Consider the following 23,579-nt stretch of genomic DNA (forward strand, 5'->3'; position numbering starts at 1 on the left):
GGCGTCTCATTATCCTTTTAAACCGCCAAGCAGCCGCCGAATGGTTGCCGCGTCAGCTATTTGCGATCCGCCGATCCATAAAGCCCGTTACTTCGCCGAACGATGGCGAGCATTGAACCAACGACGGTGTTTAGCATCGGTCGCGAGACCGGTTGTACCATTCGTTGTTAGGTTCTTAAGCTTGCAGTTCCGCCAAACGTGCATTCACCACCGTTTGCAGGTCTTTCAGTTCCTCGATCGACATCTCGATGAATGGTCGAAGAGGTTTGCAAGGCGATTCTAAAAGGTTCTCGCACGCCAGAGTTCCCATTCTTCAAGCACCTCTTCCGGTGACGAAACCCACTTCTTCGCCGGCAGCAGATAGAACCGATCCGGATCTGGCGAGATGGTTTTCGGATCATGGAAAAGCCCTGTGGGCCAATGCACTGCAGCTGTGTTGGAAACGATGAAGGTTCGTTTGTCTTGAATTTGTGAAACGGAATCTGGTGCAATGTCTCGATTGAGTTGCGTATACGTATGGATCTTCCCGTCACCAAAGTCCGTGTTTTTCGTCCAGTCGACGAAATCACTTCGGATTGTCTCCAGTCGCCGTTGATCGCGATTTTTCACGTAAATTAAATACGAGAACGATACAGCGGCAACCAATGTCGCGACGAGTAGAGTCCTCAACCGATAACGAAGCAATGAACGATCCCCTCATCTACGTGGCGAGTATTTCAAGACGTAGTGGACAAGGCAACGAGTCCACCACCAAATCCATCAGGCGTCCCAGAAGCGTTGCGAAGCCATTTCATGAGACTCGTTCGAAGCTGACAATCGGTCTATTCAGCTGAGCGACATGGAACCAAGGTTGCTTTTCGCCTTCGAAAATGGCTGTCGTGTCGATGGAAATCACGGTTGCGTACCGGTTTTCCGATTCACTTCACTTCAATATGCCCGATGAACTTTGCTCGGACCAATCGCTTTGCCACTCGCAAATGCGAGGTCCAACTTCGTCTCGGTCACGTGGACATCTTCGATCGAACTACCGCAGTGAATGATACTAGCACGCAGTGCCTACTCAATCCGAATGAAGAACTTGTTCAATCACCAGACTCAGACGAGTTGTTTGTACATGACGTGTGCGTCGACGTACCCCAACTGCGGATGGTCAAACGCATCTGGAAGCGTTCCGGCGATATCAAACCCAAGTTTCTGCCATAGTCGAAGGGCGTTGGTGTTGGTCGCCACGACCAAATTGTATTGCATCGCGCGGTAACCTTCCGCGATGGCTTCCCGTTGTGAGTGCTGACACATCGCGGACGCGACACCAACTCCGCGTGCTGCGGGTGAAACGATGTACCCGCAGGTGCACACGTGCGAACCTTGACCAGGCTGATTGGCTTTCAAGTAGTAGGTTCCAACAACCGAACCCGCACCATCCACTGCGAGGAAAGATTTCGCCGGATCCGAAACCCAGATGTCGAACGCGTCATCCATCGTGATATCACTTGGATATGGGAAGGTATCCCCGGCACGAAACACTGGTTCGATCATCTCCCAGGTCTTTGGCCAATCGGCATCGAAAAGTTGGCGAATCTGCGGCATGCGTGAAAAGGCTTTTCGTTGAGTAAACGTTGTGGCGAGCGAGTGACGCTTGGCTTTCCCGCGGGAAACATCGCTCGTCATCGAGCCACCATCTTATCACGTTCATTTGGCGTTCCGTCGAATCGCGGAACGGACTGAATACCGTTGCCAAACGAGGTGGATCGCGGTAGCCAAGGTCAGCAAAACAAACACGCCAACGAGTTGATAAACGGGGCCAAAGAGAAGGTTGAGCCCGCCTTGAGCATCGTCAGCAACAGTGCTGAAAGCATAAAATCCGAGCAAGCAGCAGCCAGCAAGAGCGACTGTGATCACGAGACGCGCGACCCAAAAACGGAGGCTCCGGCAGGCAAGCCAAATCAGCAGATACGGTGCAGCGACCAGTCCACCAATGACCAAGACAAAGACTGACATGCCGCTGGTCAGCATGAACATCCAGCAAACGAAACTGATCGCTACGATCAGCGACGCGACACCGAGAACGCCTCCAAACCGTCCTGGACTTCCGTCTCTGCCAGCCGCTCCGGAAAACGAGTTCGAGGAAGCGGTGTGATCTGGCGTTTCGTAGGGATTTGTATCGGGCAACGTTCGATCATTTTTGGCGGGTGTCAATTCAGACGTCTCTTCAGCTCTGAAGGCAGTCTTGCCCTGTTCGCAGAGACCGCCCACGGAAGAGTGACGACACACAAAGAGATCACTCCTGCTTGAAGCGAAAATCGTAGCATCTCCAAGGTTGTGAGCTCGAGGATCTCGACCCTGCCCATTTGAAGCTCACCCTGCGCATCGGAAGATTGTAACGTCAGTTGAAATCGCGAGCCAAAAAGTCACGCATCACGTAGGTCGTGGGAATCGAAACCAACATTGAACAGAGAGTCCCGTTTCGAAATTCACGAACAAATATAGACAGGCAACGTTGCCGCGAGACGCGTTCAGCGGACGACGTTAAAGAACGACCAGGTTCGGCATTTGACAATTGTGAGCGTACTTCGAGTTGCTGTCGTGAGACGAAAACTTCGTTACGCAACAATCGTCAGACGTTGGCTATTGCACACGGTCATCCGCCGATTTCTGGGGCGTGTTTGACGTACCGCAGCGCCTGCAACCCGTCGTATATCACGTCTCCATCTGACTGCATTCCAACCTTTTCTAGCACACGGATGGATGCGACGTTCTCTGGATGCACAAACCCAAAAATTTCGCGAAGAAGAAGAGTGTCGAAACCGAATTCAAGGCAGGCTTCGCAAGCTTCGGTTGCGAAGCCGTGACCCCAGTATTCAGGACGGAAGCGATATCCAAGGTCGACCGCGTCTATTTCGGGCAGGTACTTCAGACCGCAAAATCCAATGATTTCCCGTGTCTGTTTAAGAACGCAGGCCCAACGTCCATAGCCCACTTCGTCAAAATCGGGATATTGCACGATTGCCTCTTTAGCTGCATCGAGCGATGGGAGTAGCGGTTCGCCAGTCAAACGCATCACCTCCGGGTTGCTGTTGAGGGCAAAGAACTCAGGGGCGTCGTCAACGTTAAACGCACGGTGCTCGAGACGTGCTGTTTCGGGACCGGTTGTGTAGGGTTTCCTCATCGATCTGGTATTCCTCGATCGCGAACCGGCGGACTTCTTTCCTGCGAATATCGAGGTTGACCGAGTCATCGCAGCTGAGCAACCACCCGCGAAATGCCTGTCCATGGCCAACTTAGTGCAATCCAAGGTTGTGTGCAGTTTGGCTACCTTGATTTGTCCGCAACGAAGAGCGTGAAAATATAGCTGCCGTCGTCCGAGCGAAATCCAACTGAAGAGGCAATGGCGTTCCCTTCAGATCCGGTCGCAGACGCTGTGTCGTGCGTGTCTCAGTATTGCCCACCTAGTTTCTAGTGTACCGCGGCTAGCATTCACGACGTCCTCCGATGCACCGGGGATTTCTCGAACGCGGCTTCGGGGCCAGTGACCGTGTAGATCGTATCGCAACAGCCGGATCCGCCAGTACTTTTGTAGGAATGTTGGGTCGCGTTCGGATGAAGACCTTGCTACCAGCAGTCGGCCTTTAAATTCTCAACAGCAATACATGCAGCGACAACGCGATTGCAATGGAAACGACCGTCCTGAAAACGTTCCATCGATTCCACTTGTCCTCGAACTCACCTCTTGCGGCCAAGAGTTCTTGGTCATTTTTCCGTTCGACGTCAATCGCTTGGATCTTGTTGTTCAGCGGGATGTTGATTCGAACAGTCGGGAGCTGGACGCCCAACAGGTAAACAACCGCAGCGGCAATCAAGATCGATCGATTCGCACCATCAATCTGTGAGAAGCCGATGACCGCCGCAAAAACGATCGCGGCAACAGACCCAACCCAAACGAACATGAAGATTGGCTGGTTGTCTTGTATGACGCCATCGATGACTTGAAACGCGCGAATGAATGACCGGTCGTTAAGTCGACCGATTCCTGGCATCGCTACGACAGCAAACGCAAATAGAAACCCAGCAACGAGTGAGCACAAAAGGGTCGCGGATACCAAAACAATATGGAAAAACATTTACTCCAGCCCGGGCTGATGCATGAAAGCGATCGCGAGTGTTCGACGTCTCATTCTACATTCAACCACCAGCAATGTTTACGTGGCGAATCTTGTGCAAGTGATCATCACTACAGGCATCGAGGTCTCGTCGTCGACGTTCGCGTTCGGTTCACCATGTACGCCCAGATCGCTGGTCCGAAATGGTTTTGAAGAACCGCGATGGCCCAGCCGATCAAAGGCCCGTAGAACGGAACAGGCAACGCGAATTCGTAACCGTTTCCGATCAGATAGATCCCGATTGCATAGCCTATTGCCCGCAAAGACGTAGCAGCGAAGAATCGACCGCAATTGTGAGACTTTTGCGATCAATACCAATACGACCAGTGCCACGTTGGCAACGGCAAGTGGGGCAACGAGAACGGGTTCGCGAAGCAGCATGGCGGGAGCGTACCAAGCAATCCCAGGCAGCTCGCTCAGGTTTGTCCTTAGGTGTGTCGCGGAGAACAAAGCGACTGCCAAGATCGCTAGCACCAATCGTGATAGTAGCTCGATCAACAAACGACGTTTGTTCATGGATCAACGTCTGGTGGGTTGCCAGTCGGGGAACGGACCACATCAGCGACCACCGCGTTTTTAGAACCCAATCGTGAACCACTCAGGTTCAGCGTCCCGCATCACTGGGCGGGGCAAGCGGCCATCGTCTTCGCGATCGAATGGCCACGGTCGCTCCGGTGCACGCGAGGGTTTGCGGCCTTGTGCCGCTTATTTATCGTTAAAGACTTTGGTGCGGTTCTGTTCTGGGCCAGTGCGTTGGTTGTCAGAAGGTTCGAGTTTCTGACGCCGGTAGCCAGCGAGATAGAGACCGGATCCCTTCGGTGCTTTGAATTCCTTCGGAAAGGAAGCACCCGAGAGATCGTAGCAGACTCGCATCGCGTCTTTCCCTTTGATCTCGTAGACCGCGAGTATGATTCTTCCTTGATTAGGACCAGACGTACTCTTGATTGCCATCCGCATCGGGGTGACCGTTTCGTCGAGCATGTAAATCCCCTTGTCCGAGTGATCCTCGCCCGAGACGGTTACCTCATAGCTTTCGTCCGCGAGCGTGAGGGTGATCGCATCGAGGGCGGGTGGAGGCAAGAGTGTACCGCTCAGCATTGCGCCTTTTGGTTTCCAGACTCCGTCATACTGAAAGTCCGCGACGCTGATTGCGGCGTCGGCTTTCGGCGGGATCTCTGTTGCCGGTTCATCAGCGGCGGAGAACGAGGCGAGTGCCAACACGAGCAAAGTCGGGATACATGTCTTCATGGTGGTGACTCTGCTGAGGAGTTTTTGGTGAACGTTGGCGGTCAAACGCTGGCGAATAGAAGCGAAGTACTCCAGACAATGTGAAGTCGTCACTCTTTGTGCGTCACTTTGTTACTCGACGTTTGTTGCATCAAGGATTTCCCCGTCTTCCTCGTCAATGATTCCATCGCCGTTGACGTCCTCATCAACGAGTCGATAGCCGCGGCGGAACGAACGCCGCTGTTTTAGATCTCCAGTATCGAGACGAACATCGTACAGCAGCCACGCCCCCGTCGGCACGTTTAATTCAATCAGTTCGTGCTCCACCTCAGTAACGGGGCGCTGGCATCGCACCTGAATGAGATGAGGGAAACGCCCCAGAAGGCGAAGATGGTCATCGGTAAATCCACGGACCGGCAGCGAGACGTAATAGACGTCACGCGGCACGCGGACGGGCAGCGATGCACCGCATAACCCAGTGCCGTCAAACGGGTCGCGTCCTTGGATTTGTATTCCGGCTTTCTCGAACCTCTGAAGCAAATTTCTGTTGTCGGAGAGTTGAGGCGGGGCCCCAATCGAGATGGCGATCACCAGTGAAATGATTGACATCCACCAATCCTTTGCAGTTGTGCATTCGGGTAAATTTTGTGGTCACCGTCCGAGGTCAGGGGAGTTTAATATTTCAGATCCCGCTGCAATCCCTGCTCCGTGTGCAGCCAGGGTGGTCCGCCGATGATTTGGCAACCATTCGGTTCGGGAACAGCGTTTGACCACCTTGAGTGCGCGGAGCACATCGACATCATTGAACCCGCGGTTCATTGTGGAAAGCAAACTTCAGGAATCGAAAGATCGCAGCTCGCCCCGACGCATTGAATCCGCTACGGACGCATTCGTTCCCGATCATGCAGTCGCCTTTCATGCGGGTCAAGCGGATTAAATGATGTGTCCATCAGCATCGAGGTTCGGCGGGGTATCATTGAGGGGGAAACCGAAGCCACAAGCGAAGATTGGGCGGTCGGCGTGTGACTGCTGGAGGAAGTGGGGATTGGGTGGATTCTTTAGGAAGCATCGGAAGTGAGCAAACTACTTTTTAGACGCGCGGTGATGAGCCGATCGCTGTTTGTTCCGTCTGCCTCGTTGAAACCGGTGCGAACGCACTTCGGTGAATAATCCTCGGCCGCGCGAATGATTTGCTTTGAACAGCGGGCCTGCGTGGTTTCATTTGCGCGCTGGGTGCTTCACAATGACGTTTCCCGCCCCGCCCCTTCCGTCCATTTTTGTGGAGACCGTTTGATGTCCCTGCCCCATTTTCTGGCATCGCTTTCGTTGGCCCATTTGAGCGCCGTGGTTGTTTGTTTGGGAATTCCGGTTGGCTCGACCGCAACGGTTGGAGCGGCGGAATCGTTTTCCGTCGATTCAAAGAACGCTGACGTGATTTGGCCGCAGTGGCGAGGTGGATCGCAACAGGGCGTTGCACCCGAAGGCGACTATCCGGTGGAGTGGTCGGAGGAAAAAGCGACTCGGTGCAAGATTCCAGGCAGCGGTGCGAGTACTCCCGTGATCGTGGGCAACCGCGCGTTTTTGACCAGTGGGATTGATGGTCAGAATCACTTGTTGGGCGTGGACATCGATTCGATGGAGATCGCTTTTCAAACGCCGCTGGGCGATGACCGCGGCAACAAGCACCGCAAAGGCAGCGGAAGCAACCCGTCCGCTGTGACGGATGGCAAGAACGTGGTGGCTTATTTTCGCAGCGGTGATTTGGCGTGTTGTGATGTTGATGGAAAGCCACTCTGGCACACCAATTTGCAAGAACAGTTTGGCGAGGACACGCTTTGGTGGGATTTGGGATCTTCCCCGATGATCGTGGATAATTTGGTGGTCGTTGCGGTGATGCAAACCGGTCCCAGTTACATCGTCGCCATTGACATTGAATCGGGCGAAGTGGTTTGGAAAGACGACCGGATGGTTCCGGCGCCCGAAGAAGCGGCACAAAGTTATTCGACGCCTCTCGCGACAGAAGTCGATGGCAAGAAGGTCGTCGCCGTGTTGGGGGCTGATCACTTGACGTTGACCGATGCCAAAACCGGCAAGCGGTTGGGAACGCTCGGTGGTTTTAATCCGGGTCAAGAGAAGTTCTTTCGTTCGATTGCGTCGCCGGTGATCACGGGCAACGTCATCGTTTGCCCTTACTCTCGGGGCGCGACATTGACCGGGGTGGACATGGCCAAGCTGATTGAGGCGGGAAGTGACAAGAACGCAGCCGATGATGCAATCTTGTGGATGCGTGACGATGTGGGGTCTGATGTACCGACGCCTGCCGCTCGCGATGGCATCGTGTATTTGATCTCGGATGGCAAGCAGTCCAAAGGGAAGTTGTTGGCTCTGTCGGCAGAGACCGGTGAAACGCTTTGGGACTCTTCTTTGGAACGGACTCGATCGAGTTACAGCAGTTCGCCGTTGGTCATCGGTGACCGTCTCTACGTTACTGATGAGTCGGGAACGACTTCGGTGTTGGAGAACATCGGTGGTGACTCGGAGCCGAAATTGATCCACACCAACCAAGTCGACGATGACGAGCAATTTACCGTTGCCAGCCCGGTACCGTTTGCCGACGGATTGTTGCTGCGGACGAAAAGCCATCTCTACAAGTTGACTCGTTGATCGATTTGGCGAGCGTCATTGGGGCAGCGGCATTCGGCCGCTGTCGGTCGGATCGTCGAACGAAGTGATTTGGGTGGACGTAGGTAACAGGACGCTCAGCGAGCTTGAACGATTGCGACTGAAGTGTCTGGAAACAGGTTGTGTATCAGAACGTTCTGTTTGGGGTGGTTGACGGTCGGCGAATGTGACATAGCAGCCGCTGGTGGCTGCCAATGTGGCGCGGCGTCTCAAGCCGGTTCAATGACAACTTTTGGAATAACTGTCGCAGGCGGTCGAAATCGCCCTGCAAAAATCGGTTGGCTGGGCGAACCAGGCGGTTTGAGGGCTAGACTTCAGTTTCGCGAATTGGTTTGGAACAGCGGCATTCGCTGGTTTTTGCGAGAATTGGCCGGTGTTGGACGGAATGCGACAGGCAGAGCGGCCGACTCGAGTCATCCGGTTAGGCAACGATCCGCCATCGCGGTACACTCCTTGCACTGGCGAGACGCAACTCGCCATCGCCAGTGCCAACGAACAGTGACTATTGAGGATAAAACGGTATGAAAAAGGATTCCGAATCGAACTCTTCGGACAAATCCAACAAGGAAGAGCTCTCGACGGGACGCCGTGGTGGCAATCCGATGATCATCGCTTTGGTGATCACCGTGCTGGCCGCGATGCTGTTTTTCAATCAGCCCGAGCCATCCTCTTTGATTTCGGCGAGCTTTTTCCGAAGTCAGCTTGAAAAGAACAACATCGAGTCGGTGGAAATCGGCGACATCGAGGTTTCGGGAACGTTCAAGACTCGTCCGCAGATGCCGGCCAGTGAATCGGCTGACGGCGACGAGAAACCGAAGGAATTGCTGAAGCGTTTTCGGTTCACGCGTCCCGCGGGAGCGGATTACGCCGTGCAATTGTCCGAAGACCTCGAGAAGCGGAACATCAAGGATTGGAAATTCTCGCCGCCGGACAACACCGCTGCGATCTTGAATTTGTTGATCCTGGTTGGTTTGCCGCTGGCGATTTTCTTCTTTATCTTCATGATGATTCGCCGCACGCGAAATGACATGATGGGCGGCGGATTTTTGTCGGGGTTCAGCAAGAGTCCGGCGAAACGATTTGAAGCGACCGACAAAGTCATCACGTTCAACGATGTTGCTGGTTTGGAAGGCGTCAAAGCTGACCTTCAGGAGATCGTTGATTTCCTAAAGACGCCGGAGAAGTTTCAAAAGCTTGGCGGGCAAGTTCCCAAAGGCGTTTTGCTGAATGGTCCTCCGGGAACGGGGAAAACGTTGCTGGCTCGCGCCGTTGCGGGTGAGGCGGACGTGCCGTTTTTCAGCGTCAATGGTAGTGAATTCATCCAGATGTTTGTTGGCGTTGGTGCCAGCCGTGTGCGTGATTTGTTCAAGACGGCAAAGGAGCAGTCACCATCGATCATCTTCATTGACGAAATCGATGCGGTCGGTCGTCAGCGTGGGGCTGGTTTGGGCGGCGGACACGATGAACGCGAACAGACGTTGAATCAGATCCTCGGCGAGATGGACGGATTCGGTGGGGCTCAAGCGGTCATCGTGATCGCGGCGACGAACCGACCCGACGTGCTGGATCCGGCGCTGCTTCGTCCGGGACGTTTTGACCGTCACGTGACGGTTGGTCGTCCGACGATGAAGGGCCGCGAAGAGATCTTCAAAGTTCACGTTCGCGACGTGCCGCTGGGTGATGATGTTGATTTGCATCGCTTGGCAGCTGGCACCGTTGGACTGACGGGTGCTGACATTCGCAACATGGTCAACGAGGCGGCTCTTTGGGCGGCACGTGGCGACAAGAAAATCGTCGAGATGAGCGACTTCGATTACGCTCGCGACAAGATTTTGATGGGTGCGAAGCGTGAAGAGGTTTTGCTGGAAAGCGAGAAGGAAAAGACCGCTTATCACGAAGCCGGACACACGTTGACGGCTTGGCACTTGGAAGGTTCGCACATCGTTCACAAGGTCACGATCATTCCGCGCGGACGAGCGTTGGGTGTGACTCAGTATGTGCCGAATGAGGACCGATTGAGCATGAGCAAGCGAGAGCTTGAGCATCAATTGATCGTGTTGCTCGGTGGCCGTGCGGCGGAGAAGATCATCTACACGGAGACTTGTGTGGGTGCGGAAAATGACTTGGAACGAGCGACCAGTATCGCGCGGCGAATGGTCACGCACTGGGGCATGAGTCCAAAGATTGGTCCGGTCAGTTACAAGACGAGCGACGAAGATCCGTTCTTGGGGCGCGAGATTCATCAACAACGTCAGTTCAGCGAACACACGCAAGAATTGATCGATGAAGAGGTGGCGCGAATCTTGATGGAAGCGGATCAGAAGGCTGAGCAACTGTTGCGAGAACATCGCGGTCAGTTGGAGACGATCACGCGTGAGTTGCTGGATCGTGAAGAGCTGAACGAGGCTGAATTGACGGAACTGATTGGTCCTTCGATTCACAAACGTTTGGGCGACGAAGAGGGCAAGGTCGAACAGATCATGGCTCCCGAAGGGGCCGCCGAGCGGTCTTCGAACGCTTCCGCACGACGCGAAGACTGACCCTTGGCAAAGAAGCGAAGCGGAAACCTCCGAGCAAATTTTCGTAAGAAGCACCAGGGCCGAGTGCGGCGTGGTGATTTGACTCGTGATTTTCGCGAAGGTGATTCTCAAGACGACGCCGTTCAATCCGAACGGCTGAGCGGCAAAGGAGAGCTGACCCGAAAACGCACGATTCAAGGTGCGGATTCGACGCCGGAGTCAGCCGCGGGAATGCATGTGCAGTTGTCGGTCGATGAAGACAACTTGTTGCAAGGCCGCGTGCTGAGTGTTCACGGGTTGCAAAGCAAGGTGCTGGGCGACAACGGCGTTTTGTATGCGTGTGCGGTTCGTCAGGTTTTGAAATCGCTGAGCACCAGTCAACGCAATGTGATCGTTGCGGGGGATCGGGTTTGGTTTCGGTCGGAGTCTCGCGATGGCGTGTCGCTGAAGTCGGAAGCCGACGGGATGATCGAGCGGGTTGAACCGCGGACGGGAATGATCAGCCGGACAAGCCGTGGTCGTCAGCATGTGTTGGTTTCGAACATTGACGCGATGTTGATCATCGCCAGTGCGGAGCAACCGGGCATCAAGCCGGCGTTGATTGACCGAATGATCCTGACGGCTCACCAGTGCCAGATCGAACCGATCGTGATCATCAACAAAGTTGACTTGATTGATTTGGTTGATCTGCAGCCTTTGATCGGTGTCTATTCGTCGCTCGGCTATCGCGTTTTGCCAACGTCGGCGGAGACAGGCCAGAACGTCGACTACCTGCGGGCTTTGTTGAAAAACCGGCAAACCGCTTTGGCTGGTCAGAGCGGCGTTGGCAAAAGCAGTCTGTTGAACGCCGTTCAGCCGGGTTTGGGATTGGCGATCGGTGCGGTCAGCAGTGACAACGACAAGGGAAAACACACCACCACGGCGTCTCAATTGATTCCGTTGGCCGATGGTGGGGCGGTCTTTGACACACCAGGAATTCGGCAATTTCAGTTGTGGGACATCAGTGCGAGCGAGGTGGCTGGCCTGATGCCCGATCTGAGGCCCTACGTGAGCGGCTGTCGCTATCCGGACTGCTTGCACCTCGCCGAAGATGATTGTGCGGTGAAGAACGCAGTGGCCGACGCACGAATCGACGCGCGGCGTTACGACGCGTACTGTCATTTGCTAGAAGAAGAACTCATGTAATTGTGGCGCAAAATTCGTCAGGTTTTGGGCTCCAAGGGAAGGTTCGGGCATGACAGCGGTTTGAAATCTGCGAAACTGCTGTGGTGATTCAAGTTCATTTTCGATTGCAACTCGTGATTTCAGCAGGAAGTCTGAGGATCGCGGTCGATTCGCTGAGGACGAGGTTGAAATGTTAGAGTTGGATTCCGAGTCACATTCGAATCAGGCGTCGGAGACGGGACCCCAGGCGGGCACGGCCGCTCGGGAGGGTGTTCGCGATCGAAATGGGAAGATGAGCAGCGGAACCACCAAGAAATCGCGTGGGGCGAAACCCAAGCCGCACGAAAGTAAGCTTTACGACAATCTCGTTCCGGCCTATCAGGCTCTTTGGCCGGCGGTGGCTCGTCGCCGGATTCAGCACAACCTGAATTCGCTGAACATCGCGGCGGGCACGAAGGTCTTGGAAGTCGGGGTTGGCACCGGGTTGTCGTTGGACGCGTATCCCGAGCACGCGAATGTCACCGGGGTGGATTTGTCTGAGTCCATGTTGGCGGAAGCGGAGGAGTTGATCGAGCAACGCGGATGGAAACATGTTTCCGTCCAGCCGATGAACGCCGAGGAGTTGACGTTCGAGGACGCGAGCTTTGATTTGGTGACATCGTTTCACACGATCAGCGTTGTTTCGCATCCCGAACGAATGATGCGAGAACTTGTGCGTGTGTGTCGCCCGGGTGGTAAAATCTTGGTCATCAATCATTTCCGAAGCCCGAACCCACTGATCGCTCGCGTTGTTGATTCGGCGGGCAGCTTGACCCGTCACTTGGGATGGCGGACGGATTTGAATGTCGATGAATTGCTCAACGAATTGCCAATCCAGGTCATGCGATGCCAAAAGTCCAACCCGCTGTCTCTGTTCCGAGTCTTGATCGCCGAACGCAAAGCTTAGGGGCCGTCACACAGCGGCGTGCGTTTTTGAAAACCACCGCCGCGGCGACTCTGGCGACCCTCGCCGGACATTCTGCATCGTCCATCGCGCAGGCTCGCGGGCCGATTGAGCGTTCTGGTCCGCCGCGATTTCGAATCGGAATCGCGGGTTATTCTCTCCGCCCTTACTTTCGCTATATGAAGGGCAAGGAACAAACGTTTCGGCCGATTCCGGACGACGTTTCGTTCACCGACCGAGACGTGTCCGGCGGTTTGACTCAAACTGATTTCTTGGACTACTGCGTTTCGATGGGCGTCGAAGCGGCCGAGTTGACCGGTTACTTCATGACGCCGGGGCCGGATGGTTTTCCCACGGAAGCGTCATTGCTCGAACTTCGCCGGCAAGCGTTCACGCGTGGTGTTGTTATCAGCGGAACCGCGATCGGTAATAACTTCACGGTCGGTTTGGGGGAACGCTATGAGCAAGAGGTTCGCGATGCGATCCGTTGGATCGATTTGGCGGCGACTTTGGGAGCACCGCACATTCGTTTCTTCGCCGGTACAGCGGCTCAGCTTGCCAAGTCACCCACGCGGATGGATGAAGCCGTTGCGGCGGTGAATCGATGCGCGGAACACGCGGCGAAGAAGGGTGTCTTTCTGGGCGTGGAGAACCACGGGCGTCTGACGGCGACGCAGATGCTGGAAATCATGGATCGGGTCGATTCGCCATGGGTGGGCATCAATCTCGACACGGGCAATTTTGAGTCAGACGATCCGTATGGCGACTTGGAAGCCTGTGCTCCTTATGCGGTCAACGTGCAAGTTAAACCGGTGACGAAGTCGCCTTCGGGCGAGAAGACTCCGGCGGACTACGGACGCATCGCGAAAATTCTTCGTGACTCGGGTTATCAGGGCTACGTGGTGTTGGAATACGAAGACGCTGATGTGTTGGAGGCTCTTCCAGGGCACTTGGATGAGCTGCGCGGGGCGCTTGAGGTTTGAGGGGACGTTGGTTGGGTCTCGGTGGGGGAGCACCGAGCTACAGTTGGACGACGAGCAAAAGGTTGGATGACTGTGATCCCTCCGAGCTATGAGGTTGTGCAGTTTTTAAGTGCCCTGCCAGTAACGCCTTAAGAACCCCGCCCGAGCAGCGGGAGGGGTCTGAAAACGAGCGTTCAGTGAGATTTCCGGAGGAGGGCAATCCGCGCCGCTTCCCATGCTCGGCCCCCTCCCTCACGTACGCCTGAACGGCGTCGCTCGACCTCCCCCAAAAACTTCGTTTCGGGAGAGGTTCTCAAATGCTGAAACCCGCTAAAACGCGGCCTCGATAAACTGCACGACCTCCTATGCGAGGAGGAATCTGTAGCTTGCTGGGGCCCCCAGCAAGTCGAGCGCACATTCACGGTGGGGGACCACCGTGCTATAGATTAACAGGTTTAGGGGACTGGTTTGCGGACGGCGTCGACCAGGGCGTTTCGGATGGTTTCTTGTCGGTCTGAATCCGTGATGGGGCTGCCGTCCAAGTTGGTGACGTAGAACACGTCGGCAATCTGATCGAGGTGCGTGTCGATCTTTGCGAATTGAATCACGACGTCGAGCTGCGACAACGTCCCGGAGATGTCTGACAACAGACTGGGGCGATCGTAGGTAAACATCGAAAGAATGGTTTGATGGTCAAAGGTGTCGTTGTCAAAGAGCACTTTGGTCGGCAGCAACAGCACGCTGGAAGGTTCCTTTGAACCCTGCGTCTGCCAGACTCGTCGTGGGGTCGGCATGACTGAATCGGGATCGTCGAGAGCTTTGGTCACAACGCGACAAACCTCTTCGATCCGCGATTCGGGTTGGCGTTGTTTGAGTTCTGGATCGTTGACCCAGAATTGATCCCACAGCAGGTCTTCGCCGACCGTTTCGACGTTGGCTCGCATGATCGAAAGGCCACAAGCGCTGAACGCCGCGGTGATGCGTGCGAACACGCCGACCCGTCGTTCGCCCTGACGAAGCACGATCGTGTACCGAACGGCGGAGGCGGCCGGGTCGACCGCACCGGCGCAATAACACCCGGGGTTCTGGGTCAACCATTCGCCGACTTGATACATCTCGTGAATCAGATCGTCAGTCGAGTGTTGCCGCAGCAATGACAAAGGCATGTCTTTGGCGAATTCGATCAACGACGGATCGAGCTTCTTCTCGGCGAGTGATTCTTTGACTTGTTCGATCTTGGAATCCAAGTCGGCTTCGTTTTCGCCGGGCAGGTTTCCGGTTTCGAAGTAGCGACGGGCGCGAAGATACAAGTCTTCGATGAGCCCCATTTTCCAATCGTTCAGCACGTCAGGGCCGACGGCTTGCAAGTCAGCGACCGTGTGGATGAGCAGCAATTCCAGCCGGGAGATCGAGCCGACTTCTGCGGCAAATTTGTGGACCACTTCGGGGTCGTTCAAGTCATGACGAAACGCGACTTCGTTGACTAGCAAGTGCTTGTGAATCAGCCACTGCAGCGTGTCTTTGTCGTCCGCACTGAGGTGGAAGAGATCGGCGACGTCGCCCGCGATTCGGCGGCCCACTTCGCTGTGATCTTCCTCGTAGCCTTTGCCAAGGTCGTGAATCAGCAACGCGAGGTGCAACAGGGCTTTGTCTTTGAGTCGCCGGTAACGACGGCCCATGGAATTTTCAGCGTCGATGAAATCCGTTGCCGCTTCGACCGCTCGAATGCAGTGAGCGTCGACGGTGTATTTGTGATAAGCATTGAATTGCAGCAAACCGCGACAACGCCCCATCGCGGGGATCAGTTGGTCGAGGATGCGAAGTTCGTGCAATCGTCGAAGCAGCGAAGCGAGTCGTCCTGGATCTTTCAACAATTCCATGAACGCATCGACGGCGGGTTGATCCGGCGGAGTCGCTTCGCGATCCTGCATCGATTTGCGAATCGCTTGCCAAGTCGGGTGAGCGATCCGGCGCGAATGATGGTTCGCCAATTGAATCAATCGAAGAACGTCCGGCAGGCTTTGTGCGAAACGTTCGAGTGTGTTGGATTTGACCCAGATGTGGGTCGGTCCCATGCGAATGTCTTCGTCAATCCGTCGCGACATGACCGATTCCACTGCGCCGGCGGCGCGCGAACGGATGCGGGTGTCGTCGTGGAAGTAAGCGGCGACGTAACGAACGCCGCGAGTGTGTTCGAAGTAGTCCTGCATGAAGTCTTCGACCGGCAACACACCCGAGCGACCTTGGTATCCCCAATCTTCGGCGATGTCCAATTGGGTTGGCCGATCTAAAACGTCTTGGGCTCGTTTGGTGCGGAAGTGCAGTTCATGACGAAGTCGCAGCATGAACGCGTGGGCTCGTCGCAACGTTCCGTAGTCTTCGTCCGATAAGGCGTTTAGTTTGTTCAGTTGTTCCAAACTGGTTGCGCCGTGGGTTGCAAACCCGAGCCAGCGAACCAATTGGATGTCTCGCAGGCCACCGCGAGAGCGTTTGACGTTGGGACGCAACAAGTAGTTGGTCTCGCCCCACTTTTGCCGTTCTTCTCGACGAGCCATCAGCGATTGATGATTCAGATAGTTTCGGCGGCGACGGGCACCGGCGCGAAAACGATCGAAGTAGCGGTCATAGGTTTGTTCGTTGCCGAAGCACAATCGCGACTCAGTCAGCGACGTGTAAATTTTCGCGTCGGCCCACGCCAGCGTGCAACATTCGCGAGGCGTGCGAACGGAGAAGCCGCAATCAATGCCGGCATCGGTGATGTCACGAACGAATGTGCTGGCGACTTGAGCCGCGGCGGCTGCACTTCGCCGAGTGGTCAGCAACATCAAATCGGCGTCGCTGTATGGCGAAAGATCACGACGACCATAGCCGCCGTGGGCAACCAAACTCAGTTGAGAAAGTTGCGAAGCTTTGACACTCGAGGAGGCACGCTCAAGCGAATCCTGCCAAATTTTCTCGATGACATCGTCATAGAGATCCGTCAGCGCGGTTGCCGTCTGAACACTGGGCAAACCGGCTCGAAATCGAGACTCGATACGACCGCGTCCATCATTCAGTCGGTCACGACATTGCCGTGCCAACGAAGGAAGTGAACCAGAGGACGCCATCAGGGAAGCTTATAGCGCTTCTTCGCCACGCTCGCCGGTGCGGATGCGAACTGAGTCTTCCAGGTTGGTGACGAAGATTTTTCCGTCGCCAATTTGTCCGGTTTGGGCAGTTTGCAGAATCGTGTCGATCACCGTTTGCAGGTTGTCACTGGTGCAAACGACTTCGATTTTGACCTTGGGGACGAAATCGATGGCGTACTCGGTGCCGCGGTAGATTTCGGTGTGGCCTTTTTGGCGACCGAACCCGCGAACTTCGCTGACGGTCATTCCGTGAATCCCCTGCTCGGTCAACGCATTCTTGACGTCTTCGAGTTTGAAGTGACGAACAATGGCTTCGACTTTTTTCACAGGAGCGGCTCCGACAAACATGCGAACAGAGAATTTCAGATCATTGTACACTCGCCACGTCATTGAACCAGACGGGCAAGGAGAAGACGAGCAATCTCAGGGTTTTTCCCAGATTTGATCCGGAACATTCAGAATTTGGTTCACCAATCGGGACACAACGAACAACCAGTCACTCAATCGATTCAGGTAGATGATCACGGAGTCGCTGATCGGAGTTTCCGTTTGAACGGCGTCGGCCAGCGAAATGACCCGCCGTTCCGCACGTCGGCAAACCGCTCGCGAAAGGTGCACATGGGACGCCAAAACCGAGCCTCCCGGAAGAATGAATTGCTTTAGCGGCGGCAACTGCTGCTCAGCGTCGTCGATCCAATCTTCGATCCGTTGAATGTGAGGTTGGCCGATGACGCGTAGATCGAATTGGTCCGGATGCGGCGATGCGAGTTCGGCGCCGATCGAAAAGAGTTCGTGTTGAACTTGGGCGATTCGGGCGTCCAGTTCGCTCAATCCGTCGTTTGCTTTCAATGTTTGGCCCGCGGGTTCTTTCAGAGCCGAGCGAACTTGGCCAAGCGTCGCGTTCAGCTCATCCACCGTTCCGTACGCTTCGATGCGAGTGTCGTCCTTCGCCACCCGTGGTCCACCAAACAAACCTGTGGTCCCGGAGTCGCCCGTGCGAGTGTAGATTTTCATGATTCGTTGCGTGATGGTTGCGTGGCAGTGATGGGATGAAGGTCAGGATGATCGTTGGTCGTTGACCGAGCCGTTGAACGTTGTTCGGGGTTGAACGCTTTTCGGACTGGTTTGGCGATCGGACTGATTGAACGAATGGATAAGGCGAGGTTTGGATGCCGTGGAGCTGCTTCCGCGACCCGAACCGGTTTTGCATTGGAGCAAGATGGCAAGTGGGAAGAAAGAACCGGCACCGCAAATGGTGTGTGCGGCTGGTGTGTTGTTGTTGACTCGCGAATCGTCGCCGCGTTTTCTGTTGATGCGGCATCCTGACCGATGGGACCTGCCGAAGGGACATTGCGATGAAGGCGAGGATTTTCTGACGGCGGCCAAACGTGAGTTGGTTGAAGAGACCGGGATTGACGCCGAAGAGTGCGAATTTGATCCGGATTTTCAGTTTGATCTGCACTACCCGGTCACCTATCGCAAGCAACCAGACAAAACGTTTCAAAAGCACGTCCGGTATTTTTTGGCGTTCTTACCGCAAGTCGTTAAAATTGAACTGACCGAGCACGAGATGTCGCGATGGTGGCCCTGGTCGCCTCCGCATCAGATTCAGTCGCAAACGATCGATCCGTTGCTGGCCGCGGTTGCCGATCACTTGGCCGCGAAACAGTCTGGTTGAAACCAGCGACAAAGATTCCGTTCATCGAAATTCTCTTTTCGAAATTCTTTTTTCATCGAGACCCCATGCGATCGCGCTGCTTTCATCGTTTGCCAACCATCCTGGTCGCTTTTGGAATCTTGGCATGTTTGGGATCCGATGCCGTCGCTCAGGAACAGCGGGCTCGTCCGCCAAAGTTTGACGCCGACGAAGTTTCGCGAGTTTTCTTTGCCGATCCAGCTGCCGCGTTTCGAGGCGAGCGACCGTCGCTGGCGAATCTTCGAGACGCGGGTGCTGAAAAGGTGATGGCACAAGCGGAAGCCGCCGCCGACGAGAGTTCGGGTGGCGGGGCGAAGTGGGGCAACCTCGTTTCGCCTCTTTCGTTGGAAGACGAGATCAAGCGAATCAAGCTGCGATACGATTCGGTCATCACGACTCCGGGGGCATTCAACGGCGGCGGCTATCAAGACGCTCGATTGAATTTGACCGTGCTGGCGACGTTGTTTGCTGTCGTTTCGGATCACAAAGAGGATGTGCGTTGGAAGTCGGATGCTCACACGGCCCGCGACGTGATGGCCCGAACCGCTCGCAACAGCGCGGCGGGATCGACCCAGGTCTACAACGAAGCGAAACTTCGCAAAGCGGATTTGCAAGATCTGGTCAGCGGAGCCGGCATCACAGCGACGCAGAAATCAGAGAAGCTGAACGAGTGGCATATGATCGCGGACCGTTCGCCGTTGATGGAATACGCGGAACAGTTGCTCGATACCTTGGGCGACCACACTCGGGACGCCACCACCACGCAAGACAACCTGGACGCGGTCAAACGCGAAGCGGAGTTGCTGGCCATGTTGGGCGAAGTGTTGGTGCAAGAAGGAATGGATGACTACGACGACCCGGACTACGCCGAACTGAGCCGAGCGATGACGAAAAGCAGCAGCGGGGTGGTCAGTGCAATTGAACGCCAAGATTGGGACGGGGTGCGTGCGTCGGTCGGTGATGTGTCGCAAAGCTGCGCGGCTTGCCACGAGCAGTATCGATAGTCGCAGCCGTTGGCCGTTGTTGGATTTCGGGCGGGTGGCGGAGATCTGATCTTGGGCGAATGCGTTTGCTGCTGCGGATGTGGCACAGTGACCGCGAGCGATGTCGGCGAGGACTCATTTCATAAGTTTCGCAAAGCGTCACTGGAAAATTTTGGCTTGGGGCCGTTTAATGAACGCCGCTTGGGGTGAGCCTTGAATTGTCTTTGATGGGAACGCACCTAGCTCGCACTTTGTGTCCTTTCCCCCGTGAGACAACCACCCCGACTGCCTTGTGAAAAAGATCCGCGAGTTTCTAGAAGTCTTCGGGCAATCGTCTGGAAAGTGGATCGTGCTGGCGTCCATGGTGGGTGTATTGGTCGGCATCGGTGCGATCGTCTTTGATCGCTTGGGCCGAGTCGTCGTGCGTTTCGCGATGGCTCAGTTCACCGGGTACGCCCCGATGGAAGCTGCCGGCGAAGAAGCCGTGATGATGCCGCCCGACTCGGTGTTCTCGCCATGGATGTTGGTGCTGGTGATGACCCTGGGGGGACTGGTATCCGGAGCGATCGTGTACTGGTTCGCTCCGGAAGCGGAAGGTTCGGGGGCGGATGCGGTCATCGATGCGTTCCATAATCGTCGCGGGAAAATGCGGGCTCGGATCCCGTTGGTCAAAACCATCGCGTCGGCAATCACGCTAGGGACCGGTGGTTCGGGCGGTCGAGAGGGACCGATTTCGCAAATCGGTGCTGGCTTGGGATCGGTGTTGGCCGACCGGTTGAAGCTGTCACCGCGTGACCGACGGATTCTGATGGCCGCGGGAATGGGAGCCGGCGTCGGTGCAATTTTTCGTGCCCCGTTGGCGGGTGCTGTTTTCGCCGCGGAGATTCTGTACAGCGATTCGGACATGGAAGCCGATGTGATCGTGCCGTCGGCGACCGCGTCGATTGTTGCCTACAGCTTGTTCACTCAAGCGTTGCCGATCGAGTATCGGTATCTGCCGTTGTTTGGTGACGATCTGCATCACACGCTGACTTCGCCATTGGAGTTGTTGCCTTACGCGTTCTTGGCAATCGCGGTGACGATCGTTGGCGTGATCTACGTCAAATTGTTTTCTGGCACGCGACGGCGGTTCTTGGATTTGCCACTGTGGCCGCATATCAAACCGGCCATCGGAGCTGGGCTGGCCGGTTTAGTTGGCATCGGATTGTTCCGCATGGTCGGTAACAACATGCACGCGCTGGGTGTCTTGGGAACCGGATACGGAACGCTGCAGATGGCACTGACGAATGCGGCGGAGCTCGGTATACCGATGTTGCTGATCATTGTGTTTGCAAAGATCGTGACCACCGCATTGACGATTGGTTCGGGTGGGTCCGGTGGTGTGTTTGGTCCGTCGATGGTGATCGGAGGTTGCTTGGGCGCCGCGATTGGTCTTGGTTTTCAAACGATGTTCCCGAGCGTTGTGACTCAGCCAGAAGCGTACGCGGTGGTCGGCACGGCGGGCTTTTTTGCCGGCGTCGCGCGAGCCCCGATTTCAACGATCATCATGGTCCGTGCTTTGACGGGTGACTTTGGGTTGCTGGTGCCCACGATGTTGGTGACGACGTTGAGCTTTGTCATGTGCAGCCGGTGGCGTTTGTATCACTGGCAAGTTCCCACGCGAATGGATTCGAAGGCTCATCGTGGTGATTTCATCGTTGACGTTCTCGAAGGATTGAAGGTGGGCGATGTGTTTGACCCGGATCGAAAGGTCTTGCTAATCCCGGAAGCCACAACCTTGGACGAGATCGTTCATTGTTTGGCGGACAACCAGCAGCATTATTTTCCGGTGGTGGACAAGCAGAAGCGAATTGTCGGCATCTTCAGCGATGATGACGTGCGGACCTACTTGTACAACGATTCCATTTGGCGACTGGCCGTTGCCAACGATGTCATGACAACCGACTTGGTCAGTGTCACACCGGACGACGACCTGAACACGGCGCTGAAGCGGTTCACTTCATTGAACCTGGAAGAGTTGCCGGTGATTGATATCAATGAGCCGGGCAAGTTGCTTGGGATGCTGCGTCGCAAGGAAACGATCGCGGCCTACAACCGCCGCTTGGTCGAACACAAGCAAACCGCGGAAGACGCGTAGGATTACGCGTCAGAAGTTCTTTGAGTATTCGCAAAGTCGATCGCGAAATTCCGCGAACAGACGACTTTGGAAACGATATGGGTTGGTCACGCACACGATGCGTCGGGTGGGGCGAGGACTGACGAACGACTTGTAGACTCGTCGTTTGCTGCGATCCAAGCGTCGGGCCATGTCGGGGATCATCGAGATTCCGTGCGATAGCGAAACCAACTCTTGAACCGTGGCCAATTGGTTGGCTCGTTCGACCGCGACGGGCAAGAACGAACGCTGCCGGCAAAACGAATGAATGTTCTCGGACAAGCAATGGGCTTCGTCCAGCATTACGAACGGTTCTTCTTCCACGTCCTTCATGCTAATCCGTTCTTTGTCGCAGAGCGGATGATCGGGCGGAAGAAGCAAGCACAGTTCTTCTACCATCAGCGGTTTGACTTCGACGTACTTCTCTGAGATCGGCTCGGCAAGGATCGCGAGATCGATTTCGCCCTGTTTGATTCGCTTGAGTAGTTCGTCGGTGGTGTTTTCGTGAACGATCAGTTGCGATCGAGGAAAGGCGTTCGAGAATTGCTTTAGCAGGTTGGGCAAAAAGTAGGGTGCGATTGTTGGGATCGCCCCAATGCGGATCTTGCCGGTTTCACCGTCGTCCGTGATTTCGGCCCGCGTGTCTTCCAGGATTCGAAGGATCTGCGTGGCACTGCGCTGAAACAGCAGCCCCGCGTCGGTCAGTTCGACCGAGCGAGGTTTGCGTTCAAAGAATGGTTGCCCGAATTCTTCTTCGAGTCGCTGGATTGAGCGACTTAAGGCAGGCTGCGAGAGATTCATTCGCGTGGCTGATTCGGTGAAGCTTTTTGTTTCCGCAACGCTTTGAAAGTACTTCAGTTGGTCAATGTCCATCGAATCATCGCAATCAAAAACGGAACGGGCGGCAGCGAGGTCAGTGACCAACCAATCTTGGACCACATTGAATTCGGCCTCTGTCGAAAGCCAACCGCCGCCATACGGTGGAGCGATCGCAAACGATTTGAATCTGCGACGAGCCAGCATCGGCTCGCCCCATTCAAACCGTACAGTATATCTTTAACATTCGGATGTGAATGCGACACAACAGCGTGAAACTCAATGAGCCTAGTACCTGGAAGCCCGGTCTGACGCAAACGATGCTGTCTTGACAGTCCCGATCGTTTTTCCATACCAATCCTTTTGTCTATCAAAAGGAGCTTGTGATGGGAAAACCGTTGATGAGTGCCATCGCGTTTTTGGCCACACTCAGTTCCGGTTGCATGACTGTGGATTTGAATGACAAGTTTGTGCTTGAGAAACGTTCTTCAAACGAGGTGGCTCGACAATCTCCATCGGTCGTAACCGAAGCGACTATTGAACGCGGCTTATCCCGGGTTTATCTTCCGTTTGTGCGGATCGACAATCGGCGTTTACCGCATGATTTGGTGATCGACCTTTACAATCAGAAGTCTCAAGATGGGGCACCCAACTTCGAGGCCGCCATTTTCGATTCGATTGAAATGGTGTACCCGGATGGGCAGCGCAAATTGCTACTTGCCGCGAATCAGTCAATTTCAGATCGCACCTTCGCAGTCGCCAAGTCGAAACCTTACTCGGACGCGCGTACCCAAGTTAGATTCAGCAACGCGGTCGACAACGCCCAATCGTTCGAGTTGAAGTGCACTGGCACGGCAATTTCGCAATCGGGGCCCGGTGTTCCATTCCAAACGCAATCTCGCTACCGATACGACGGGAAAGACTGGTATTGCATGACATTTTTGCAAGAGTTCGGCAGTTGCGGCGGCATTTGAACCAACTTTCCTAGCATCATTCGTCAGGCTACTGCCGTTTGCTTGGGCAATTGTGGGATGCCGCTATTTTCTGTACTCGGCGCTATGAAGGATTGGGTTAGGAAATTGGGATGGGGGATTGCCACAGCGTAAGGTTTTGCAACTCGATCAGAATCACCTACACGATCGCGTGC

General features: G+C 55.1%; 19 protein-coding genes. 9 read left to right on the plus strand and 10 right to left on the minus strand.

Annotated features, from left to right (window positions below; translation table 11 throughout):
• Positions 1–1,095 precede the first annotated feature (1,095 nt).
• From RE6C_RS09380 to RE6C_RS32800, 6 genes are all read right to left on the minus strand, one after another.
• The gene (locus tag RE6C_RS09380; protein WP_008655954.1) at positions 1,096–1,668 is read right to left on the minus strand and encodes a GNAT family N-acetyltransferase; all 573 of its coding nucleotides are present in this window, start codon (positions 1,666–1,668) and stop codon (positions 1,096–1,098) included.
• A gap of 21 nt (positions 1,669–1,689) precedes the next feature.
• Complete coding sequence (locus RE6C_RS09385; RefSeq protein ID WP_236618065.1) at positions 1,690–2,169, minus strand: hypothetical protein; 480 nt, start codon at positions 2,167–2,169, stop codon at positions 1,690–1,692.
• A 469-nt stretch (positions 2,170–2,638) separates the two neighbouring features.
• On the minus strand, positions 2,639–3,166 hold the full coding sequence (locus RE6C_RS09390) for a GNAT family N-acetyltransferase (protein ID WP_008655966.1): 528 nt from the start codon (positions 3,164–3,166) through the stop codon (positions 2,639–2,641).
• A 460-nt stretch (positions 3,167–3,626) separates the two neighbouring features.
• The gene (locus tag RE6C_RS09395; protein ID WP_008655967.1) at positions 3,627–4,118 is read right to left on the minus strand and encodes an anthrone oxygenase family protein; all 492 of its coding nucleotides are present in this window, start codon (positions 4,116–4,118) and stop codon (positions 3,627–3,629) included.
• Between the two features lie 744 nt (positions 4,119–4,862).
• Positions 4,863–5,498 (minus strand): TIGR03067 domain-containing protein, encoded by a 636-nt coding sequence (locus tag RE6C_RS09410; RefSeq protein WP_008655969.1) that lies wholly within the window; start codon positions 5,496–5,498, stop codon positions 4,863–4,865.
• An 18-nt stretch (positions 5,499–5,516) separates the two neighbouring features.
• Positions 5,517–5,993, minus strand: coding sequence for a hypothetical protein (locus tag RE6C_RS32800; RefSeq protein WP_236618066.1), 477 nt, complete (start codon positions 5,991–5,993; stop codon positions 5,517–5,519).
• Positions 5,994–6,677: 684 nt separating this feature from the next.
• Here RE6C_RS32800 and RE6C_RS09420 point away from each other — a divergent pair.
• The 5 genes from RE6C_RS09420 to RE6C_RS09445 all read left to right on the plus strand — a co-directional run bounded on the left by RE6C_RS09420 (position 6,678) and on the right by RE6C_RS09445 (position 13,675).
• Positions 6,678–8,048 carry an outer membrane protein assembly factor BamB family protein gene (locus RE6C_RS09420; RefSeq protein WP_008655972.1) on the plus strand — a complete coding sequence of 457 codons (1,371 nt, stop codon included), beginning with the start codon at positions 6,678–6,680 and terminating at the stop codon, positions 8,046–8,048.
• A 539-nt stretch (positions 8,049–8,587) separates the two neighbouring features.
• Positions 8,588–10,606, plus strand: coding sequence for an ATP-dependent zinc metalloprotease FtsH (gene ftsH, locus RE6C_RS09430; protein ID WP_008655981.1), 2,019 nt, complete (start codon positions 8,588–8,590; stop codon positions 10,604–10,606).
• 3 nt (positions 10,607–10,609) lie between these two features.
• Positions 10,610–11,770, plus strand: coding sequence for a ribosome small subunit-dependent GTPase A (gene rsgA / locus RE6C_RS09435; protein WP_008663989.1), 1,161 nt, complete (start codon positions 10,610–10,612; stop codon positions 11,768–11,770).
• A gap of 169 nt (positions 11,771–11,939) precedes the next feature.
• Positions 11,940–12,695, plus strand: coding sequence for a class I SAM-dependent methyltransferase (locus RE6C_RS09440; protein ID WP_039961659.1), 756 nt, complete (start codon positions 11,940–11,942; stop codon positions 12,693–12,695).
• A gap of 26 nt (positions 12,696–12,721) precedes the next feature.
• Positions 12,722–13,675 carry a sugar phosphate isomerase/epimerase family protein gene (locus tag RE6C_RS09445; RefSeq protein WP_008655986.1) on the plus strand — a complete coding sequence of 318 codons (954 nt, stop codon included), beginning with the start codon at positions 12,722–12,724 and terminating at the stop codon, positions 13,673–13,675.
• A gap of 434 nt (positions 13,676–14,109) precedes the next feature.
• Here RE6C_RS09445 and glnD read toward each other — a convergent pair whose 3' ends face one another.
• The 3 genes from glnD to RE6C_RS09460 all read right to left on the minus strand — a co-directional run bounded on the left by glnD (position 14,110) and on the right by RE6C_RS09460 (position 17,796).
• A complete protein-coding gene (glnD, locus tag RE6C_RS09450; RefSeq protein WP_008655988.1) occupies positions 14,110–16,761 on the minus strand; it encodes a [protein-PII] uridylyltransferase in 2,652 nt (883 codons plus the stop codon).
• Positions 16,762–16,770: 9 nt separating this feature from the next.
• On the minus strand, positions 16,771–17,130 hold the full coding sequence (locus tag RE6C_RS09455; RefSeq protein ID WP_008655991.1) for a P-II family nitrogen regulator: 360 nt from the start codon (positions 17,128–17,130) through the stop codon (positions 16,771–16,773).
• A gap of 75 nt (positions 17,131–17,205) precedes the next feature.
• The gene (locus RE6C_RS09460) at positions 17,206–17,796 is read right to left on the minus strand and encodes a cob(I)yrinic acid a,c-diamide adenosyltransferase (RefSeq protein WP_008655992.1); all 591 of its coding nucleotides are present in this window, start codon (positions 17,794–17,796) and stop codon (positions 17,206–17,208) included.
• A 205-nt stretch (positions 17,797–18,001) separates the two neighbouring features.
• On the opposite strand from RE6C_RS09460, the gene RE6C_RS09465 reads away from it, so the two are divergent.
• The 3 genes from RE6C_RS09465 to RE6C_RS09475 all read left to right on the plus strand — a co-directional run bounded on the left by RE6C_RS09465 (position 18,002) and on the right by RE6C_RS09475 (position 21,598).
• Positions 18,002–18,460 (plus strand): bis(5'-nucleosyl)-tetraphosphatase, encoded by a 459-nt coding sequence (locus tag RE6C_RS09465; protein WP_008655994.1) that lies wholly within the window; start codon positions 18,002–18,004, stop codon positions 18,458–18,460.
• Positions 18,461–18,525: 65 nt separating this feature from the next.
• The gene (locus RE6C_RS09470; protein ID WP_039961694.1) at positions 18,526–19,482 is read left to right on the plus strand and encodes a cytochrome c; all 957 of its coding nucleotides are present in this window, start codon (positions 18,526–18,528) and stop codon (positions 19,480–19,482) included.
• A gap of 271 nt (positions 19,483–19,753) precedes the next feature.
• Complete coding sequence (locus RE6C_RS09475) at positions 19,754–21,598, plus strand: chloride channel protein (RefSeq protein WP_008656000.1); 1,845 nt, start codon at positions 19,754–19,756, stop codon at positions 21,596–21,598.
• A 9-nt stretch (positions 21,599–21,607) separates the two neighbouring features.
• On the opposite strand, the gene RE6C_RS09480 is transcribed toward RE6C_RS09475, so the two are convergent.
• The gene (locus RE6C_RS09480) at positions 21,608–22,489 is read right to left on the minus strand and encodes a LysR family transcriptional regulator (protein WP_039961695.1); all 882 of its coding nucleotides are present in this window, start codon (positions 22,487–22,489) and stop codon (positions 21,608–21,610) included.
• A 329-nt stretch (positions 22,490–22,818) separates the two neighbouring features.
• On the opposite strand from RE6C_RS09480, the gene RE6C_RS09485 reads away from it, so the two are divergent.
• Positions 22,819–23,406 carry a hypothetical protein gene (locus RE6C_RS09485; RefSeq protein WP_008656006.1) on the plus strand — a complete coding sequence of 196 codons (588 nt, stop codon included), beginning with the start codon at positions 22,819–22,821 and terminating at the stop codon, positions 23,404–23,406.
• Positions 23,407–23,579 lie beyond the last annotated feature (173 nt).

The sequence above is a fragment of the Rhodopirellula europaea 6C genome (assembly GCF_000338295.1).
Lineage (GTDB): Bacteria > Planctomycetota > Planctomycetia > Pirellulales > Pirellulaceae > Rhodopirellula > Rhodopirellula europaea.

Excerpts from the sequence above, each read along its gene's own strand:
- RE6C_RS09480 (WP_039961695.1), bottom strand. The coding sequence starts at position 22,489 with ATGGACATTGACCAACTGAAGTACTTTCAAAGCGTTGCGGAAACAAAA.
- RE6C_RS09485 (WP_008656006.1), top strand. The coding sequence starts at position 22,819 with ATGGGAAAACCGTTGATGAGTGCCATCGCGTTTTTGGCCACACTCAGT.
- RE6C_RS09470 (WP_039961694.1), top strand. The coding sequence starts at position 18,526 with ATGCGATCGCGCTGCTTTCATCGTTTGCCAACCATCCTGGTCGCTTTT.
- RE6C_RS09380 (WP_008655954.1), bottom strand. The coding sequence starts at position 1,668 with ATGACGAGCGATGTTTCCCGCGGGAAAGCCAAGCGTCACTCGCTCGCC.
- RE6C_RS09460 (WP_008655992.1), bottom strand. The coding sequence starts at position 17,796 with ATGAAAATCTACACTCGCACGGGCGACTCCGGGACCACAGGTTTGTTT.
- RE6C_RS09465 (WP_008655994.1), top strand. The coding sequence starts at position 18,002 with ATGGCAAGTGGGAAGAAAGAACCGGCACCGCAAATGGTGTGTGCGGCT.
- RE6C_RS32800 (WP_236618066.1), bottom strand. The coding sequence starts at position 5,993 with ATGTCAATCATTTCACTGGTGATCGCCATCTCGATTGGGGCCCCGCCT.
- ftsH (WP_008655981.1), top strand. The coding sequence starts at position 8,588 with ATGAAAAAGGATTCCGAATCGAACTCTTCGGACAAATCCAACAAGGAA.
- glnD (WP_008655988.1), bottom strand. The coding sequence starts at position 16,761 with ATGGCGTCCTCTGGTTCACTTCCTTCGTTGGCACGGCAATGTCGTGAC.
- RE6C_RS09455 (WP_008655991.1), bottom strand. The coding sequence starts at position 17,130 with ATGTTTGTCGGAGCCGCTCCTGTGAAAAAAGTCGAAGCCATTGTTCGT.
- RE6C_RS09395 (WP_008655967.1), bottom strand. The coding sequence starts at position 4,118 with ATGTTTTTCCATATTGTTTTGGTATCCGCGACCCTTTTGTGCTCACTC.
- RE6C_RS09390 (WP_008655966.1), bottom strand. The coding sequence starts at position 3,166 with ATGAGGAAACCCTACACAACCGGTCCCGAAACAGCACGTCTCGAGCAC.
- RE6C_RS09440 (WP_039961659.1), top strand. The coding sequence starts at position 11,940 with ATGTTAGAGTTGGATTCCGAGTCACATTCGAATCAGGCGTCGGAGACG.
- RE6C_RS09420 (WP_008655972.1), top strand. The coding sequence starts at position 6,678 with ATGTCCCTGCCCCATTTTCTGGCATCGCTTTCGTTGGCCCATTTGAGC.